The organism is Kitasatospora sp. SolWspMP-SS2h, from assembly GCF_003259315.1.
In the GTDB taxonomy this organism is placed as follows: domain Bacteria; phylum Actinomycetota; class Actinomycetes; order Streptomycetales; family Streptomycetaceae; genus Kitasatospora; species Kitasatospora fiedleri.
Map to the genome: position 1 here is coordinate 126,124 of NZ_QLLT01000020.1, position 17,695 is coordinate 143,818.

Sequence of the window (17,695 nt, forward strand, 5' to 3'; positions counted from 1 at the left end):
CCACCCCCGCACAGGTCCCGAATTACTCGGCCGCGACCTCGGCGACGGAGTTCGACACCGAGCTGAAGCTCGACACCGGGCAGGCGGCGGAGAGCAGGGAGGAGACGGAGACGCCGCCGTTGACGGTGTCCAGCTCCTCGACCTCGATGTCGAACTGCTCGTCCTTGTTGATCTCGTTCTGCGCCATGGGAATCTCCCTCGGTTTCGCGGCGCCGACCCGCTCATCGGACCGGCCGCCTCGGTTTACTCTTTTCCCGCCCTTCGCTTTCCCGGTTTCGCTTTCCCCGGTTCCGCTCTCGGCGATGTCTCAACTATGACCGACCCTCGAAAATCCGTGCAGTAGGAGATGTCAGATTCCGAGAGGCGTAAATGTCACCACCCGAGATGACATTTTGCACGTGTTCTGACCTGCGGCGATGCGCTACTTGCCGTTCCCCGCCCGGACCCGTCACGCTGCATACATGACACCTCTTTCCGAGAATTCCCCGGCCGTGGAGGTAGTGGACCTGCGGCGCAACTACGGCGATTACGAGGCGGTGCGTGGCATCTCCTTCTCCCTCGCCCGCGGCGAACTGTTCGCCCTGCTCGGCACCAACGGTGCGGGCAAGACCACCACCCTGGAGGTGCTGGAGGGCTACCACCCGCCGACCTCCGGGCACGTCCGGGTCTTCGGCCTGGACCCGTTCACGGCGGGCCCGAAGGTCCGCCGGCGCACCGGGACGATGCTCCAGGAGGGCGGGTTCTTCAAGGAGTTGACGGTCAAGGAGACCGTCGACTGCTGGCGCTCCTTCACCAGCCGGGCCCGGCCGACCGCCGAGGTGCTGGCACGGGTCGCGCTGGAGCCGAAGGCCGGCACCCGGGTCTCCCAGCTGTCCGGCGGCGAGCGCCGCCGCCTGGACCTGGCGCTGGCCGTGCTGAACGACCCGGAGCTGCTGTTCCTGGACGAGCCGACCACCGGCATGGACCCGGAGGCCCGGCGCGCCACCTGGCGGCTGGTCGAGGAGCTGCGGGCGGCGGGCACCACGGTGGTGCTGACCACCCACTACCTGGAGGAGGCCCAGCAGTTGGCCGACCGGGTGGCCATCATGGACCGGGGCGTGATCGCCGCCACCGGCACCGTCGCCGAGGTGCTGTCCGGCCGCGGCGACCTGATCACCCTCCCGCTGCCGCCCGGCGGCGACCTCGCCGCCCTGCCCGAACTGCTCGGCACCGCACCCGCGTCGGCGGACGGCCGGGCGGTCTACCGGGTGCCCCGCTCGGCGCCCGCGCTGGCCGCGCTGCACGCCTGGGCGGCGTCCCGGGGCGTCGAGCTGGACGGCCTGGAGGTGCGCGCCAGTTCGCTGGAGGACGTCTTCCTCGACCTCGCCGACCACGACCACGCCGCCACCCCCGCCCCCACTCCCACGCCCACTCCCGCCACCGCTGCCACCACCACCGCAGGAGCGTCCCGATGAGCTGGTTCACGTACGCCAAGGGCCAGTTCGGCCTGTCCTGGAAGGTGTTCTGGCGCAACCGGCGCTCCACCTTCATCGGGTTCCTGCTGCCGGTGCTGCTCAACCTGGTGATCGCCGCGCCGCTGCGCGACAAGGAGATCGGCGGGGTGAACGCCGCCGGGTACGTGGCGGTGGGGCTGCTCGGGCTGGCCCTGGTGACCTCGTTCGTCAACCTGCTGGGCAGCGTGGTGTCGCGCCGCGAGGAGCTGGTGCTGAAGCGGCTGCGCGGCACCGAGTGCCCGCCGAGCGCGATCTTCGCGGGGCAGCTGGGCGCGGGCGGGGTGGTGGTGCTGATCCAGGCGCTGGTGCTGGGCGGTGTCGCGGTGGGCTGGTTCGGCGCGCCGCTGCCGGCCGATCCGGCGCTGCTGCTGCTCACCCTGCTCGGCGGCTACCTGCTGTTCTCGGTGCTGGCGGTGGCGCTGTCCGGGGTGACCCCGTCCGCCGAGTCCGCGCCGCTGGTGGCGACGCCGGTGCTGGTGCTCTGCATGTTCGGCGCGGGCGTGTTCACCCCGGTCGCGGGCCTGCCCGACTGGCTGCGCGGGCCCGCCGGAGTGCTGCCGCTCTCCCCGGTGATCCGGGGGCTGCGGACGGCCTGGTTCGGCCGCGGCTTCGGCCCGGAGACCTGGGCGGGCGGCCCGCTCCCCCGCCTGGACCTGCTGCACGGCTGGACGGCGGCCGGGCCCTCGCTGCTGCTGCTCGCCGCCTGGCTGGCCGCCGCCGCGATGCTCTCCCGCCGCCTGCTGCGCTGGGAGCCCCGCCGGGGCTGAGCCCTACCAGGGCTAGGCCCGCCGGGGCTGAGCCCTCCGGTGCCGAGCCCGCCCGGGCGTTCCCGCGCACGGCTGATCCGCCGTCGGTTAACGCCGCTTACCCACCTCCGACCGGCCCGCCCGTCCCGAAGTGCCCGCGTCCCGGGGACTTCCGGCCGTGGCGGGCCGTCGGCGTTCCGGCGGAGGCTGGTCCGTGCGGGCCGTCTCCTGCCGTCGGCGGGTGCCCGTACGCGTCCCACCGGGAGGCCCGCGATGTCCCGAAGTCGGCCACGACTCAGCCTGCTGACGCTCGACAGCACCCCGGAGTCGGTCGCCGGGGCCCGCCGCCACACCGCCCTCGCACTGCACTGCTGGCACGCCCGGGTCGAACTCTCCGACGCCGCCCGGCTGGTGGTCTCCGAGCTGGCCACCAACGCGATCCGGGCCTGCGGCGGCCCGGGCGGCTTCACCCTCTCCCTGGCCCTCCGTGACGAACACCTGCTGGTGCAGGTCGGCGACCAGGACCCGCGTCCGCCCCGCCCCCGCGAAGCCGGGTCCGACGCCACCGGTGGCCGCGGCCTGCACCTGGTCGACGAACTCTCCTCCCGCTGGGGCTACTACCGCACCCCGCCGAACGGCAAGGTGGTCTGGGCCGAACTCCCCACCGGCCCCGAGGACACCGCCCCCGCACCCACCCCCCTGGTCGACGCCCGGCAGCCCCGCGTCCCGACCTCCCCTCCCCCCGCCCCTCCCGCCGACCGCTGCCGCTGAGGCCCTGCCCCCACCTCCGCACGGCGCCTCACCAGGCGGCGGGATAACGCACCGGATGACCGCCGACCCGGTGCGGAAGCAACCCGAAGAGAACCAGCACAGCGGTGGCGAGCGCCAGCAACGGCAGGAAGACCACCGGACGCGGGGACTGCAGGACCACGATCACCGCAGTCGCCGCCGCCGGCGAGTGCGGCACCCGCGCGACCAGCATCGCCCCCAGCGCCACCCCACCCGCGACCGCCGCCGCCCACGGCCCCGCCCCGACCACCGCCAGCACCCCGAACCCCACCGCAGCCGACAACAACTGCCCACCCATCAGGTTCCGCGGCTGCGAAATCGGCAACCCCGGCGCCCCGTGCACCAACGCCGCACTCGCCGCCAGCGGCGGTATCAACACCGCCTGGTGCAACGCGCCCCCCACCGCCACCAACACCAACAGTGCCCCCATGGCAAAACTCCCGGCCCGCACCGCATGCCACACCCGACTCCCCAGCGCGACGACGTTCGAGGCGACAGACATGCGAAGGCTCCCTGATCAGGCAGTACGGTCCACCCGACCTTAGACAACCTGTTGACAGTTCAAGAACCCCATTGCCTCATAGGCAAAATTTCCCCTCACGCCCAGAAGCCCGCATCCGCTCCCGGACCTCCGGACCCGGAGCACGGCTCTCCTGAAGCCGGTGTCGCGGGCTCGGGCTCGGTGCGCGTGGGAGCCTGTTCGCGCGGGAGGCAAGTGGGGTTGTTGCGGGTGGCGGGGGCTGTCGGTGGTGGGTGGCGGGGTGGGTTGGGCTTCTCTGCCTGGTGGTTTGCGGTCCGGCGGGCCGGGTGTCGGGCGGTGGCCGGGGGTCTGGGCGGGGTGGCGGGGGTCGCTCGTACGGGGGACCCGTCCGGGCGTCGGGTTACCTGTTCCGGGGGTTTCGGTGGGGCGGGTGCCGGGCCCGCGTTACGTGCCTGTCGGGGTCAGGCGGTGGGCGATCGGGAGCGTGTCGCGGGCGGAGCGCAGGGCGGCTCGGGCGCGTTGGGCTCCGGCTCGGACGGCGGCCGAGCCGGTGCCGACCGCGATCGGCCTGGGGGCCAGGCCCGCGCAGGGGCCGCAGATGCCCGGGGTCGGCACCGGGTCATGGCACTTGGCGCACTCGGCGTAACTCGACCTCGGCCGGGCCGACTTGGCGGCGGCGATCGCCGGGGCCTCCGGGAGCAGGCCCGGTTCGGGCGGCATCTTGCGCGACAGGCGGTCCCGCAGGACGGCCGCCGCCGAGTACATGAACGCCGGCAGGCCGGGCACCAGGGCCCGCGACAGGTCCTCGGGGGTGCTGCCGCGCCGCACCCACTCCGCCACCAGCGGGGCCAGCTCCAGCGCCTCCACCTCGCCGATCCGCAGCCGGGGCTCCGGCCGGACCACCCGGTGCAGCAGGGCCGCTGCCGCCCGTGACTCGGCGGGCACTTCGGGCTCGGGGGCGGGCTCGGGGGCAGGGGCGGATTCCGGTTGCGGTTGCGGTTGCGGTTCCGGTTGCGGTTCCGGCTTCGGCTGGGGCTCGGCGGCCGTCCTGGCGGCCGGGAGGGAGGGTTTTCCCTCCCGGGTTTTCCATAGGACGTCAGGTGCCCCGGGCCCGGAGCCACCGGGACCCGGGGGGATGGGATCCGGCGCGACGTGCTGCGGAGTGTCGAAGAGGTGGGACTGGCTGATGATCCGTCCGCCCGGGAGCCGGAACGTGATGACCCAGTAGAACCCGGCCTTCTTCAACTCCCGGAGCATCCTGGCGATCCCCGCCCGCCCGTCCGGACCCTGTTCGGCGAGCTGTCGGCCGTCCGCGTCGCAGCCGGTGGGGCTGGTGAGGATCTGGACCGCGAGCCCGAACGCGCCCTTGGAGAGTCCGGAACGTTCGGGACGAAGCTCCGGGAAGGGGTCGAACCCGCGCATGCGCGCGCTACGATGGATGTGCATGGGGAGTCTGTTGCTCCTAGTGCCAGGCCCCGGGGTGTTGGTAGCACCGCCGGGGTCCACTATTTCGTGGTCTGGACACGGAACGTAACACACTCCTCGCCCCTTGATCGAAGCGGTCGGATTCGCTCTCTCCTGCGTCAATGACGTTCAGGGAGCGAGGAATTGACGCCCTGTCGGTGGAGTGAACCGATCACGGGACGTCACCGCCCCGGCGGCGCGGTTCAGCGGGCGAGGGAGACCGCGAAGGGCTGGAAGCCGCGCAGGCGCAGGACGTGCGGGACGACGAGGACCATGGCCTCGGTGGCGCGGGCCGTGGTGATGCCGCCGAGGTCCTCGATCCAGGCGGGCTGCCAGCCCAGGTCGCCGAGCAGGCCGGTGACGGTCCGCTTCGCGTCCGGGTCGTCGCCCGAGAGGTAGGCGGTCGGCGGGGTGGCCAGGGTCTCGGGGGCGGTCATGACCGTGAACAGCATGGTGTTGAGCGTCTTGACCACCCGGGTGCCGGGGAGGGCGGCCTGGAGTCGTTCGGCGAGGCTGCTGCCGGGGTAGCAGAGTTCGCCGGGCAGGCCGTCGTCGGCGTCGCGGGTGGCGTTGGAGACGTCGACGAGGAGTTTTCCGGCGAGTTCGGCGCGCAGGTCGGTGAGGCGGGCCAGCGCGGTGTCGCCGGGCGTCGCGTTGATCACGATGTCCGCGGTGCGGGCGGCGGTGCGCTGGTCGGTGGTGATCCGCGGAGCGGTGCCGGGGGTCGCGGCCTCCGCCGGGTTCCGGACGCCGAGGGTGACCCGGTGTCCGGCGGCGGAGAGCTTGGCGGCCAGGTTGGTGCCGACGCGGCCGGCGCCCAGGATGCCGATGCTGGTCATGGGGTGGTGCTCCTTGCGGTGGAAGGGGTGGAAGGGGTGGGAGGGGCGGGCGGGACGGGGGTGCCGGGGTCAGGCGAGCGGCGACAGGACGTCGAGGGCGGCGGCGTGGAGGCCGGGGGCGGCGGCCAGGAAGTCGCGGCTGCCCGTGCTCCAGGGCTCGCCCGCCAGGTCGGTGACGGTGCCGCCGGCCTCGGAGACCAGCAGCGCCCCGGCAACCAGGCCGGAGCGGACGTCGGAGAACTGCCAGAAGGCGTCCGTGCGTCCGGCCGCGACGTGGATGAGCTGCATCGTCGCGGGGACGGACACCCGTACGACCAGGCCGTTGACGAGCATCGCGGTGACCGAGTCGCCGATCCGCCGGAAGGTGCGCTCGTCCTCGCCCGGCCGGGCCTGGCCGGTGCCGACGAGCGCGGCGCCCAGGTCGGTCTTGGCGGACACCGCCAGCGGCCGGCCGTCGAGGTGGGCGCCGCCGCCCGCGACGGCGGTGTAGGTCTGGCCGGTCAGCGGCAGGTGGACGACCGTGAGCACCGGCCGGTTGTCGCGGACCAGGGTGGCGGTCACGGCCCAGTCGTCCAGGCCGTGGACGTGGTTGATGTTGCCCTCGGCGGGGTCGACGACCCACCACTCCCCGGGCGGGAGCGCGCCGCCGGCCAACTCGTCCTCGGCCCACCGCGATCCCGGCCGGGCCCGCAGCAGCGGCTCCCGCAGCACGTCCAGCACCGCGTCGTCGTTGGCGTGGATCTCCGCGACGACCTCGTCCAGGCTCACGCACCGGGCGTGCGGGGTGTGGCGGTCGCGCAGGGTGCGGCCCGCGGTCCGCACCGCCGCGGTCACCTCGGGCAAGAGCGTGGTGTCGGCGGCGAAAGGCGCGGCGGTGCGCGTCGCGGTGGGCATGGCGGTGCGCGCGGCGGTGGGCATGGCGGTGCTCATGGCGGTCTCCCTGGGATCGAGGTGGGCGGGCGGCTCGTTCCGCGCCCGCACTTCGACCGTAGGGTCCCCGACCGTTAACAACAAGTGCATGCTGTTCACTCGTAGAGTTACCGCCATGCAACTGGACCTGAACCTGCTCACCGCCCTCGACGCACTGCTGGAGGAGGGCAGCGTCGCCGGCGCCGCGGCCCGCCTGCACGTCACCGCGCCCGCGATGAGCCGCTCCCTGGGCCGCATCCGCAAGGCCACCGGTGACCAGATCCTGGTCCGCACCGGCCGCAGCATGGTCCCCACCACCCGGGCGCTGGCCATGCGCGCCCAGGTCCACGTCCTCGTGCAGCAGGCCCACCACCTGCTCTCCGCGCAGCAGGAGCTCGATCTCGCCGCCCTGGACCGGGTGTTCACCCTGCGCTGGCACGACGCCCTGACCGCCGCCTGCGGCACCGCCCTGATCACCGCCGTCCACCGCCGGGCCCCCGGCGTCCGACTGCGCCTGCCGGCCGAACCCGGTTCGGACGACGCCGAGTTGCGCCGGGGCGAGGTCGACCTCGAATCGAGCTCCGGCGCCCCGGCCCTCCCCGACATCCGCCACCGCCTGGTCGGCACCGACCGCCTGGTCGTCGCCGTCCGGCCGGGCCACCCGCTCACCGAGGAACCGCTGAGCATCGAGCGCTACGCGTCCGCCGAACACCTCACCGTGTCGCGCCGCGGCAGCCTGCACGACCCGATCGACGACGCCCTCGCCACCCACGGCCTCACCCGCCACGTCGTCGCCGCCGGTCCCACCACCGCCTTCGCCCTGCAACTCGCCCGCGACACCGACCTGGTCGTCACCCTCCCCGACGCGGTCACCCGCACCACCCGGGAACGGCTCGGCCTCACCACCCTGACCCCGCCGCTCCCCCTCCCCGACGCCCCCCTCCACCTCCGCTGGCACCAGCGCCACGACGACGACCGCGCCCACACCTGGCTCCGCGACCTGGCCACCACCACCATCCGCGCCCTGTTCACCCCGCCCACCGAACCGTGACGGCCCCGCCCGGCAACCGACCGCGCAGAACGCCGCAGGCCCCCCGACCCGGGTGGGCGGAGGGCCTGCGAACTGCGGTCACGCTGTGCCCCAGGCAGGATTCGAACCTGCGACACCGGCTTTAGGAGAGCCGTGCTCTATCCCCTGAGCTACTGAGGCGGGGGCCTGCGGAGGGTCCTCGGCGAAGGCCCGGCGGGCGGGTCTTCGGCCTCGGGGTGCGGGCCCATTGGTCGGTGGGGGTCGGCGGGTGTGCGCGACGGTTTCCCGGCGGACATCCGGCCTGGCCTGGCCACTGACGTGAACAGCGTAGCGGATCGGCGTGGAGCGACGGAGTGAACTACCCGGGCTCCCGCCGTCGCGGGGGTGTGAGGTGGGGTTTCGTGCTGGGCGGTACCGGACGGGGGCCTGCTCCCAGGCTGCTCCCGCTAGAGCGGCGGGTCGGGGGCGGGGCGGGCGCCAGGCGGGCCGGCGGTGGCAGGGGGCGTGGTGCGGGCCGGCTTCGAGGGCCTGGACGGCCAGCGCGGCGAAGCGGCGGGAGGCTCTGATCTGGGCGGTGGTCGAGGCGGCGTGGACCGGTCGGCGGGTGTAGGGCCCCACCGGCACCGGTGGCGGGTACGCCGAGCAGGGCGTGGTGCCGGTCGAGCAGGTCGTCCCGCTGCCCGACGGCCTGTCCGCCGCGGCGGCGGTGACGCTCGGCGGCTCCGGCGCGGTGGCCCACTTCGGGCTCCGCCACGCCCGTTTCGTCCCCGGCGAGACGATCCTGGTGCGCGGCGCGGCCGGCGGCATCGGGGTCATGGCCGCGCAGCTCGCCGCCCGCGCCGGTGCCGCCGCCGTGGCGGTCACCACCTCGTCCGCCGAACGCGGCGCCCGGCTGCGCCGCCTCGGCGCGACCCACGTGCTGGACCGCTCCGGCGACGGCGGGGGGACGGCTCCCGCGGGCTACGACGTCATCCTCGACGTGGTGGCCGGGGCGGGCCTGCCGTCCTTCCTCGACCGGCTCGCCCCGAACGGCCGCCTGGTGGCCCTGGGCGCCGTCGCGGGTCAGCCGCCCGCGGACTTCGGCACGAGGATCATGGCGGCGTTCCGGAAGTCGCCGTCCTTCGCCGCCTTCATCGCGGCCACCGTCCCCGCGGCCGAACTGAGCTCCGTGCGCGGCGAGTTGTTCGCCGCGGCCGTCCGCGGCGAGATCGAGGCGGTGGTACACGAACTGCTGCCGCTGGACGGAGCCGTGACGGCGCACCGGAGGATGGACGCGGGCGAGGTCTTCGGCCGGATCGTGCTGACGCCGTAGCCCGGCACGCCCGGTCCGGGGACGGGGGTGCCGGGCGGGCGGGGCGCGCGGGCGTCAGTGGCGGTACCGCTCGGTTCGAGGGGGCAGGCGGCGGGGCGGTCAGGCGAGGCGGTGGAGGGTGCCGTCCAGGTACGCCTGGCGGCAGGCGGTGCGCTGGACCTTGCCGCTGGTGGTGCGCGGGAGGCTGCCGCGGCGGATCGGGACGACCTCGGCGGCCGTCAGCTGGTGTTCCAGGCCGATCGCGGTGCGGATCGCGTCGGCCAGGTCGACGGCGGTGGTGTTGCGCAGGACCCGGCCGTCGGCCTCGACCACGACGACGAGCTGTTCGCCCGCGGGGTGGTCGACGGCGAAGGCGGCGGCGGCGTTGGTGTGCAGGCCGGGGTGGGTGTGTTCGACGGTCTGCTCGATGTCCTGGGGGTAGTGGTTGCCGCCGCCGATGACGATCAGGTCCTTGACCCGGCCGGTCGGGTGGAGTTCGCCGTCCAGCAGGAAGCCGAGGTCGCCGGTGCGCAGGAAGGGGCCGGCCTCGGGGGTGCCGGCCAGCCGGGCCCGGAAGACCTCCCGGTTGAGGGCGGGCTTGCGGTGGTAGCCCTTGGCGACCGAGGGGCCCCGTACCCAGATCTCGCCGATGCTCCCTTCGGGCAGCGGGACGCGGCCGACGGGGTCGACGATCCGCACCTCGGAGTCCTCGGCGACCGGGCCGCAGCCGACCACCGGCACCGCGCCGGGGGCCTGGTCGGTGACCGGTTCGGCGTGCCCGCGGCGCAGCGCCTCGGCGCTCAGCCAGGTGACGCGGGGGGCGCGGCCGGACGGGCTGCCGGAGACCTTGAGGGTGTTCTCGGCCAGGCCGTAGCCGGGGCTGATGGCCTCCGGGGCCAGGCCGTAGCGGGCGAAGTCCTGCTGGAAGCCGCGGGCGGTGGCCCAGCGCACCGGTTCGGCGCCGCACACGGCCGCCCGCCAGGCGGACAGGTCGAGGCCGTCGGCGGCGGGGGTGCCGGCCAGCGGACGGCACAGCTCGTAGGCGAAGTTGGGGGCGGCGGCGTGGGTGCCGCGGTAGGTGCTGAGCGCCTCCAGCCAGCGGCCGGGGCGGCGGATGAAGGCTTCGGGGGCCATCTGGTAGACGGGTGCCCCGGACCAGAGCGGCAGCACCACGCCGAACAGCAGGCCCATGTCGTGGAAGCTGGGCAGCCAGGAGACGATCCGCCCGTCGGGGCCGATCGGCCAGGTCCGGTCGAGTTCGACCGCCTGGTGCCAGAAGTTGCGGTGGCTGACCGCGACGCCCTTGGGGTGGCCGGTGGAGCCGGAGGTGTACTGGAGCAGGGCGGTGGTCTCCAGGCCCGGGTCGGTGTACTCCCAGTCCGCGCCGAGGTCCTCGGCGAGTTCGTCGACGGCCAGCCAGTGCAGGCCGTCGAGTTCGGGGAGCGCGCCGAAGCGGGCGAGCACCTCGTCGCGGGTGGCGGCGGTGGTCAGCACCAGGGACGTCCCGGCGTCGTCGGCGATCCGGCGGACCCGTTCGACGCCGCGCGGCCGGGTCGGCACCTGGACGGGGGCGCCGGCCACCGCGGCGTAGGTGCAGCCGAGGAAGGCGGTGGGGAAGTCGGGCCCGGCCGGGAAGAGCAGCACCGCGGCCGTCTCCCCGGTGCGCCGGACGGCGGCGGCGACCCGGCGGGCGGCCCGGTCGTACCGGCGGTGGGTCAGCGGGGCGTCGGGCCGCTCGCCGTGCTGGAGGAAGACGTGCGCGGTGTCCTCCGGCCGGTGCTCGGCGAGCCGGCGCAGCATGGTGGACAGGGTGGTGGGGGTGGTCCGGGTGTCGCCCAGGACGTCCGGCCCGGGGCGGGTCGCGGTGGTCATCGGTTCACTCCGATCGGGGCTGGGGGCGGGGGCTGCCGGGGCGGGGGGTCAGCCCTGCTTGCGGCCGGAGACCACGAACATGGTGAGCAGGACGGCCGGGTCCGGGTGGGCCAGGAACTCCTCGCGCTCGGCCAGCAGTTCGGCCATCTCCTGCTCGGTGACGATGCCCTCCTGGAGCAGCAGGGCCAGCCGCGGGGCGATGTCGATCTGCGGGAGCAGGGCGTCCAGGCCGAGTTCGTCGCTGGAGACCGCGATGGCGTCGACGGTGATGTCGGTGAAGCCGGCGGCCTTCAGCAGCCGGCCCAGGCGGCGGCCGATCAGCCGGTTGCCGCCGCGCACCGCCTGGAGCTCGTTGCGGCGGTCCAGGATCGGCTGGAGCTTGGGCAGCGCCGGGTCGAGGACGCCCCAGACGTGGTCGTCGACGTCGGTGACGACGACCCGGCCGCCGGGGCGGACCAGCCGGTGCAGTTCGGCCAGGGCGGCCTCCGGCTGCGGCAGGTGCTGGAGCACCATCCGGACCAGCGCCAGGTCGGCCGAGTCGCCGGGCAGGCCGCTGTCCAGGATCGAGCCGGGCACCAGGGTGAGCCGGGAGGTGTCGGCGCCGCGCAGGTTGTGCCTGGAGCGCTCCAGCAGGTCGGCGTCGAGTTCGAGGGCGGTGACGGTGCCCTGCGGGACCTCCCGGAGCAGCTGGCCGGTGACGAAACCGGGGCCGCTGCCGACCTCCAGCAGGTCGGTGTCGGGGCGCAGGCCCAGGGACCGGAGCAGCCGGACCTCCTTGGACCAGACGAGCAGGGCCTGGTTGCGCAGCCGGTCGAGTTCGAAGTCCAGGTCGGGGTGGACGTCGGCGGTGTAGGAGGACTCACCGGGGACGGCGACGGACGGCTTCGGGGCGGCGGTCGGCTGCGGGGCGGCGGTGGTGGTCATCGGGCGTCTCCAGTCAGGGCGTCGGCGAGAGCGGGGGCGGCGGGGGCGTCAGGAGTGGCGGGGGCGGCCGGCAGGTAGCCGGTGCGGACGAACCAGGCGAGCTGGGTGTCGAGCAGGGCGCCGGCGACCGGCGGGCAGTGCACGCCCCGCTCGGCGAGCCGCTCGGTGGTGCGGGTGGAGTCGAAGCGGACGGCGGAGGTGTCGCCGAGGGTGTCCGCGCCGACCACGCCGAGCAGCGGGTAGGCGGCGTTGGCCGGGTCCTCGGCGATCGCGGCGGCCCAGGCGTCGAAGGGCAGCGGGCGCAGCGGGTAGCCGGCCCCGCGCAGGTGGTCGAGCACGTCGCCCAGGCGCAGCGGGTGCGGGCTGGTCAGGTGGTGCGGGCTGGTCGGGTGGTGCGGCTCGGCGGCCGGGCCGGGCGCGTCCGGCCGGGCGAGCGCGACGATCGCGGCGGCGACGTGGTCGACCGGGACGAGGTCGAGCGGGATGTCGGCGCCCTGCGGCGCGGCCCCGGCCTGGACGCAGCCCTTGACGATCCGCCACAGGAAGTCGTCGGACTGGCAGGCGCCGGTCGTGGTGGCGCCGCTGATCCGGCTGGGGCGGTAGAGGGCGGTGGCGAGGCCGCGCCGGGCGGCCTCCAGCACCAGCTGTTCGGCGACCCACTTGGAGCGGGTGTAGCCCTGCCGCAGTTCGGCCGACGGGCCGGTCGGGGTGTGCTCGCCGACCCGGCCGTCGGGGCCGTTCCCGGCGAAGACGCCGATGGTGGAGACGTGGTGGACGGCGGCCCGGCCGGAGCGGGCGGCGAGCCGCAGGACCTCCTCGGTGCCGGTCACGTTGGCGGGCCTCAACTCCTCGTACGGGTAGGTGAGGTTGACGGCCGCGCCGCTGTGGAAGACCGCGTCGGTGCGGGCGGCGAGCCGGTCGAAGCGCTCCTCGTCGAGGCCGAGGCGGGGCCGGGCCAGGTCGCCGGCCAGGGCGACGGTGCGGGCGGCGAGCTGCGGGGTCCACAGGCCGTACCGCTCCAGGGCGGTGCGCAGCCGCTGCCCGGCCTCCCGGTCGGAGTCGGCCCGGACCAGGCACTCCACGGTGGCGGGGGTGGAGCGGATCAGTTCGGCGAGCAGGTACGCGCCGAGGAAGCCGGTGGCGCCGGTGAGCAGCACCCGGCCGAGCGGGCCGGTGTGCGCCCGGTGGCCCGCGGCGGTGACGTCGGGGGCCAGCAGCAGGTCGGCCGGGTCGACGTCGGTGCCGGGGAGGGCCTGCACGCCGCTCAGGCAGCGGTCGACGGCGGCGGCGGTGCCGGCCACCGTCGGGTGCTCGAACAGCGCCCGCAGCGGCAGGTCGACGCCGAACTCGGTGCGCAGCCGGAAGACCAGCTTGGTGGCGAGCAGCGAGTGGCCGCCGAGCTCGAAGAAGTTGTCGTCGGCGCCGACCCGGAGCAGGCCGAGGACGGCGGCCCAGGCCCGGGCGACCCGCTCCTCGGTGGGGGTGGCGGGGGCGGTGTACTCGGTGCGCAGCACCGGGCGGGCCAGGTCGACGGCGGGCAGCGCCTCGCGGTCGACCTTGCCGTTCGGGGTGAGCGGCAGGTGGTCCAGCACGACGAACGCGGCGGGCAGCATGTGGTCGGGGACGCGGGCGGCGAGGAAGGCGCGCAGCCGGGGCGCGATCCGGCCGCGGCGGCGGGCGGTGAGCGGCTCGGTGGCGTGGGCCAGCGGGTCGGCGGGGACGCCGGCGGGCAGCGCCGGGGCGGTGGCCGCCGGCCCGGGGCCGTCCCGCCCGGCGTCGTCCCGCCCGGCGTCGGTACCGGCACCGGCACCGGCACCCGCGTCGGCACCGGCACCGGCACCGGCGTCGGGGAGGAAGACCGCGTCGTAGTCGCTGCCGCCCTCGGGGCCGAGCCGTCCGGCCCGGACGGTGAAGCCGGCCTGTTCGCCGAGGCGGTGGACGGTCTCCGGGTCGAGGCCCGCCGGGGCGCCGGCCCGGCGCAGCGCGGAGCGCAGGTCGGCGACGGTGGAGCCGGGTTCGGCGTCGTGCAGCAGCCGCAGCGCGGTGCGCTCGCCGGTGATCCGGGCGTTGGGGATGCCGGTGACCACCGCGCCCCGCGGGTTGCGGGCCAGCAGGCGGGCCAGCGCGGCGGCGTCCAGGCCCTCCTGCCGCCAGTCGACCCGGGGTCCGGCCGGGCGGGGGGCGGGGCGGCTGCCGCCGAGGTGCAGCACCACGTCGTAGCGGTAGCGGGTCATCTCGTTGTCGGCGGTGCCGCGCTTGAGCTGGACCTCGATGCCGCTGATCTGCGGCAGGCGCAGCCGCAGGGCGTGGAAGAAGGCCGGGTCGAGGACCAGTTCGTCCTCGTCGGCGAGCCGGCGGGCGATCTGCTGGCGCAGTCGGCCGAGCGGCATCCGGTCGTCGGCCCGGGAGAGTTCGACCGAGAGCGCGAACTCCTCCAGGGTGGCCAGGTCGCGGACGTCGCCGAGGAAGATCCGGCCGGGCTTGCGGGCCAGCGCGACGGCGCCCTCCAGCACGTCCAGCAGGTACCGGCCGCTGGGGAAGTACTGCGCGACCGAGTTGATCACCACGGTGTCGTAGTGGTCGGCGGGCAGGCCGGCCAGGTCGTGGGCGGCGCGGTGCTGGAGGGTGGTCTGCGGTTCGCGGACCTTGGGGGCGAGCCGGGAGAGCACCTCGGCGGAGAAGTCGGTGCCCAGGTACTCCTCGGTGTCGGCGGCCAGCCGGGAGAGCAGCAGGCCGGTGCCGCAGCCGATCTCCAGTACCCGGCGGGGCCGCAGGGCGCGGATGCGGTCGACCGTGGCCTCGACCCACTCGCGCATCTCGGCGGCGGGGATCGGCTCGTTGGTGTAGCTGCTGTTCCAGCCGGAGATGTCGAAGTCCGCGGCGTGCTCCCCCCCGCCGTGCCCGTACATCCCGTCGAAGATCATCTCCCACTCGGCGGCCTGGCCGTCGCGGAGCTCCTCCTCGTCCTCGGGGCCGGCGTCCGGCCCGGGGTCGGCCACCACGTAGCCGACCAGCCGCCGTTCGCCGTCGCCGTCGGACTGCGGCACCACCACGGCCGCGCTGACCGCCGGGTGCTCCAGCAGGTGGGACTCGATCTCGCCGGTCTCGATCCGGAAGCCGCGGATCTTCACCTGGTGGTCGATCCGGCCCAGGTACTCGATGCCGTCCTCGGCGGTGATCCGGGCCAGGTCGCCGGTGCGGTAGAGCCGGGCGCCGGGCGCGGGGTCGAAGGGGTGCGGGACGAAGCGGGCGGCGGTCAGCTCGGGGGCGTTCAGGTAGCCGTCGGCCAGGCCCGCGCCGCCGACGAACAGCTCGCCGCGGACGCCGACCGGCACCGGGCGCAACTTCTCGTCCAGCACCAGCAGTTCGAGGTCCGGCAGCGGGCGGCCGATCGGGCTGCGGCGGGCCAGCTCGCAGTCCTCCCGGCGCATCGGGCGGGCCGTGACGTGCACCGTGGTCTCGGTGATGCCGTACATGTTGACCAGCCGGGGGCTGGTGTCGCCGTGCCGCTCGAACCAGCCGCGCAGCGTCCCGGGCTCCAGCGCCTCGCCGCCGAACACCACCAGCCGCAGGGCCAGTTCGCGGCCGGCGGCGGCGTCCGCCGCGGCGAAGTGCACGAAGGCGGACGGGGTCTGGTTGAGCACGGTGACCCGCTCGGCGGCGACCAGCGCGTGGAACGCCTCCGGGGCCCGGGCCACGTCGGCGGGCACCACGACCACCCGGCCGCCGTGCAGCAGCGCGCCCCACAGCTCCCAGACCGAGAAGTCGAAGGCGTAGGAGTGGAACAGCGTCCACACGTCCCGCTCGGTGAAGCCGTACATCTCCTCGGTGGAGTCGAACAGCCGCACCACGTTGCGGTGGCTGACCCGCACGCCCTTGGGGCGGCCGGTGGAGCCGGAGGTGTAGATGACGTACGCCGGGTCCTCGGCGGTCGCCGGGCGGGCCGGGACGACCGGGGCGGCGGGGGCCGGCGGGATCTCCTCGACCTCCAGCACGGTGCCCGGGTGGGCCGGGAGGCGGTCGCGCATCCGGCGCTGGGTGAGCAGCACCGGCGGGCGGGCGTCGGAGAGGACCAGGTCGAGCCGGGACGCGGGGTGGGCGGCGTCCAGCGGCACGTACGCGGCCCCGGCCTTCAGCACGCCGAGCACGGCGGCGACGGTGTCGAGGGAGCGCTCCAGGAACAGGCCGACCAGGGTGCCGGGGGTGACGCCCCGGGCGATCAGCTGTTCGGCGATCGCGTCGGCGCGCCGGTCCAGCTCGCGGTAGGTCAGGCTCCGGCCGTCCAGGGTGGCCGCCGGGGCGTCCGGGCGGTCGGCCGCCCGGCGGGCGAAGCGGCCGTGCAGGACGTCCGCGGACGGGAAGTCGGCCCGCTTGGCGCCGACCGCCAGCAGCCGGGCGGCCTCCCGTTCGGAGACCACCGGCAGTTCGTCCAGCGGCAGGTCCGGGTCGGCGACGGCGGCCGACAGCAGGGTCAGGTACTGGTCCAGGACGCGGGCCGCGGAGGCGGCGTCGTACAGCGCGGCGTCGTACTCCAGGGTCGCGGTCAGGCCCTCCGGGCGTTCGGCGACGGCCAGCAGCAGGTCGAACTTGGCGGTGCCGTTGTGCACCTCCACCGGGGCGGCGGTCAGGCCGGGCAGCTTCAGCGGCTCCAGCGGCGCGTTCTGCAGCACGAACATCACCTGGAACAGCGGGGCGTGGGTCAGCGTGCGCTCCGGCCGCAGGTCCTCCACCAGCCGCTCGAACGGCAGCGTCTGGTGCGCGTAGCCGCCCATCGCGGTCCTGCGGACCCGGCGCAGCAGTTCGCGGAAGGTCGGCGCGCGGTCCGCGTCGGTGCGGGACAGGTCGAAGCGCAGCGCCAGGGTGTTGACGAAGAAGCCGATCAGCTCCTCGGTCTCCAGCCGGTCGCGGCCGGCGATCGGCACGCCGACCACCAGGTCGTCCTGACCGCTCATCCGCTGGAGCAGCGCCGCCCAGGCGCCGATCAGCGTCATGAACGGGGTCGCCCCGCTGCGCCGGCTGAGCGCGCGCACGCCCTCGGCCAGGGCGGCGGGGAGGACCGCGCTCTCCCGGCCGCCGTCGAACACCGGGTCGGCCGGGCGCGGCCGGTCGGTCGGCAGCTCCAGCACCGGCAGCCGCCCGCCGAGCCGGGCCCGCCAGTACTCCAGGTCGGCGCCGGCCGCCCCGGAGGCCAGGCGCTCGTGCTGCCAGAGCGCGAAGTCGGCGTACTGGAGCGGCAGTTCGGGCAGCGGGCTGGGGTCGCCCGCGGCGAACGCCGAGTACAGCTCGGTGACCTCGCGGAACAGCACGCCCACCGACCAGCCGTCGGCGATGATGTGGTGCATCGTCAGCAGGAAGACGTGGTCCTCGTCGGTCAGCCGGATCAGCGCGGCGCGCAGCAGCGGCGGCCGCTCCAGCGCGAACGGGACGGCCGCCTCGGCGGCCGTCTCCGCGGCCAGCCGCTCCTCGCGCTCCCCGGCCGGGACGGCGCGCAGGTCCACCGGGCGCAGCGGGACGTCCGCGGTCGGCAGGACGCGCTGCACCGGGCGGTCGTCGACCACCTCGAAGGTGGTGCGCAGCACCTCGTGCCGGCGGACGATCTCGCCGATCGTGCGGGCCAGCGCGGGCTCGTCCAGCCGGCCGGTCAGGCGCACCGCGAGCGGCACGTTCTGGATCGCCGTCCCGGGGACCAGCTGCTCCAGGAACCAGAGCCGCTCCTGCGCGCAGGACAGCGGGACGCGCGCGGGCCGGTCGAGCCGGGTCAGCCGGGCGGGGCCGGGGATCGTGCTCGGGTCCCCGAGGACTTCGGTGGTCACTGCTCCTCCGAGAGGTGGCGGTAGTCGGTGGAAGAAGGGGGGCG

At 75.1% G+C, this 17,695-nt stretch carries 12 protein-coding genes, 1 tRNA gene and 1 pseudogene; 5 read left to right on the top strand and 9 right to left on the bottom strand.

What is annotated here, in order from left to right:
* Nucleotides 1-22: 22 nt before the first annotated feature.
* Nucleotides 23-187 (bottom strand): hypothetical protein, encoded by a 165-nt coding sequence (locus tag K353_RS34505; protein WP_157852240.1) that lies wholly within the window; start codon nt 185-187, stop codon nt 23-25.
* A 274-nt stretch (nt 188-461) separates the two neighbouring features.
* On the opposite strand from K353_RS34505, the gene K353_RS24400 reads away from it, so the two are divergent.
* The 3 genes from K353_RS24400 to K353_RS24410 all read left to right on the top strand — a co-directional run bounded on the left by K353_RS24400 (nt 462) and on the right by K353_RS24410 (nt 3,010).
* Nucleotides 462-1,454: an ABC transporter ATP-binding protein gene (locus K353_RS24400; RefSeq protein ID WP_111555694.1), complete on the top strand. Its 993-nt coding sequence runs from the start codon at nt 462-464 to the stop codon at nt 1,452-1,454.
* Nucleotides 1,451-2,260, top strand: coding sequence for an ABC transporter permease (locus K353_RS24405; RefSeq protein ID WP_111555695.1), 810 nt, complete (start codon nt 1,451-1,453; stop codon nt 2,258-2,260). The genes K353_RS24400 and K353_RS24405 overlap by 4 nt, the downstream gene beginning before the upstream one ends.
* A 252-nt stretch (nt 2,261-2,512) precedes the next feature.
* Nucleotides 2,513-3,010, top strand: coding sequence for an ATP-binding protein (locus K353_RS24410; protein WP_111555696.1), 498 nt, complete (start codon nt 2,513-2,515; stop codon nt 3,008-3,010).
* 28 nt (nt 3,011-3,038) lie between these two features.
* On the opposite strand, the gene K353_RS24415 is transcribed toward K353_RS24410, so the two are convergent.
* From K353_RS24415 to K353_RS24430, 4 genes are all read right to left on the bottom strand, one after another.
* A complete protein-coding gene (locus K353_RS24415; RefSeq protein WP_111555697.1) occupies nt 3,039-3,530 on the bottom strand; it encodes an HPP family protein in 492 nt (163 codons plus the stop codon).
* Nucleotides 3,531-3,953: 423 nt separating this feature from the next.
* Nucleotides 3,954-4,454 (bottom strand): hypothetical protein, encoded by a 501-nt coding sequence (locus tag K353_RS36950; protein ID WP_111555698.1) that lies wholly within the window; start codon nt 4,452-4,454, stop codon nt 3,954-3,956.
* A gap of 722 nt (nt 4,455-5,176) precedes the next feature.
* The gene (locus K353_RS24425) at nt 5,177-5,812 is read right to left on the bottom strand and encodes an NADPH-dependent F420 reductase (protein ID WP_111555699.1); all 636 of its coding nucleotides are present in this window, start codon (nt 5,810-5,812) and stop codon (nt 5,177-5,179) included.
* A gap of 69 nt (nt 5,813-5,881) precedes the next feature.
* The gene (locus K353_RS24430) at nt 5,882-6,706 is read right to left on the bottom strand and encodes an inositol monophosphatase family protein (RefSeq protein WP_111555719.1); all 825 of its coding nucleotides are present in this window, start codon (nt 6,704-6,706) and stop codon (nt 5,882-5,884) included.
* Nucleotides 6,707-6,857: 151 nt separating this feature from the next.
* Here K353_RS24430 and K353_RS24435 point away from each other — a divergent pair, with 151 nt between their 5' ends.
* Nucleotides 6,858-7,772 (top strand): LysR family transcriptional regulator, encoded by a 915-nt coding sequence (locus tag K353_RS24435; RefSeq protein WP_111555700.1) that lies wholly within the window; start codon nt 6,858-6,860, stop codon nt 7,770-7,772.
* An 86-nt stretch (nt 7,773-7,858) separates the two neighbouring features.
* On the opposite strand, the gene K353_RS24440 is transcribed toward K353_RS24435, so the two are convergent.
* Nucleotides 7,859-7,931: transfer RNA gene (locus tag K353_RS24440), tRNA-Arg, on the bottom strand.
* 397 nt (nt 7,932-8,328) lie between these two features.
* On the opposite strand from K353_RS24440, the pseudogene K353_RS24445 reads away from it, so the two are divergent.
* A pseudogene (locus K353_RS24445) lies at nt 8,329-9,063 on the top strand (zinc-binding dehydrogenase); the annotation flags it as partial.
* 99 nt (nt 9,064-9,162) lie between these two features.
* Here K353_RS24445 and K353_RS24450 read toward each other — a convergent pair.
* From K353_RS24450 to K353_RS24460, 3 genes are read right to left on the bottom strand one after another with little or no spacing between them, the layout of a single operon-like run.
* Nucleotides 9,163-10,914, bottom strand: coding sequence for a fatty acyl-AMP ligase (locus K353_RS24450; RefSeq protein ID WP_233533801.1), 1,752 nt, complete (start codon nt 10,912-10,914; stop codon nt 9,163-9,165).
* A gap of 48 nt (nt 10,915-10,962) precedes the next feature.
* Nucleotides 10,963-11,838: a methyltransferase domain-containing protein gene (locus K353_RS24455; protein WP_111555702.1), complete on the bottom strand. Its 876-nt coding sequence runs from the start codon at nt 11,836-11,838 to the stop codon at nt 10,963-10,965.
* A complete protein-coding gene (locus K353_RS24460; RefSeq protein WP_111555703.1) occupies nt 11,835-17,651 on the bottom strand; it encodes a non-ribosomal peptide synthetase in 5,817 nt (1,938 codons plus the stop codon). Before K353_RS24460 ends, K353_RS24455 begins: the two co-directional genes overlap by 4 nt.
* Nucleotides 17,652-17,695 lie beyond the last annotated feature (44 nt).

Excerpts from the sequence above, each read along its gene's own strand:
- K353_RS34505 (WP_157852240.1), bottom strand. The coding sequence starts at position 187 with ATGGCGCAGAACGAGATCAACAAGGACGAGCAGTTCGACATCGAGGTC.
- K353_RS24400 (WP_111555694.1), top strand. The coding sequence starts at position 462 with ATGACACCTCTTTCCGAGAATTCCCCGGCCGTGGAGGTAGTGGACCTG.
- K353_RS24405 (WP_111555695.1), top strand. The coding sequence starts at position 1,451 with ATGAGCTGGTTCACGTACGCCAAGGGCCAGTTCGGCCTGTCCTGGAAG.
- K353_RS24410 (WP_111555696.1), top strand. The coding sequence starts at position 2,513 with ATGTCCCGAAGTCGGCCACGACTCAGCCTGCTGACGCTCGACAGCACC.
- K353_RS24415 (WP_111555697.1), bottom strand. The coding sequence starts at position 3,530 with ATGTCTGTCGCCTCGAACGTCGTCGCGCTGGGGAGTCGGGTGTGGCAT.
- K353_RS24425 (WP_111555699.1), bottom strand. The coding sequence starts at position 5,812 with ATGACCAGCATCGGCATCCTGGGCGCCGGCCGCGTCGGCACCAACCTG.
- K353_RS24430 (WP_111555719.1), bottom strand. The coding sequence starts at position 6,706 with ATGCCCACCGCGACGCGCACCGCCGCGCCTTTCGCCGCCGACACCACG.
- K353_RS24435 (WP_111555700.1), top strand. The coding sequence starts at position 6,858 with ATGCAACTGGACCTGAACCTGCTCACCGCCCTCGACGCACTGCTGGAG.
- K353_RS24450 (WP_233533801.1), bottom strand. The coding sequence starts at position 10,914 with ATGACCACCGCGACCCGCCCCGGGCCGGACGTCCTGGGCGACACCCGG.
- K353_RS24455 (WP_111555702.1), bottom strand. The coding sequence starts at position 11,838 with ATGACCACCACCGCCGCCCCGCAGCCGACCGCCGCCCCGAAGCCGTCC.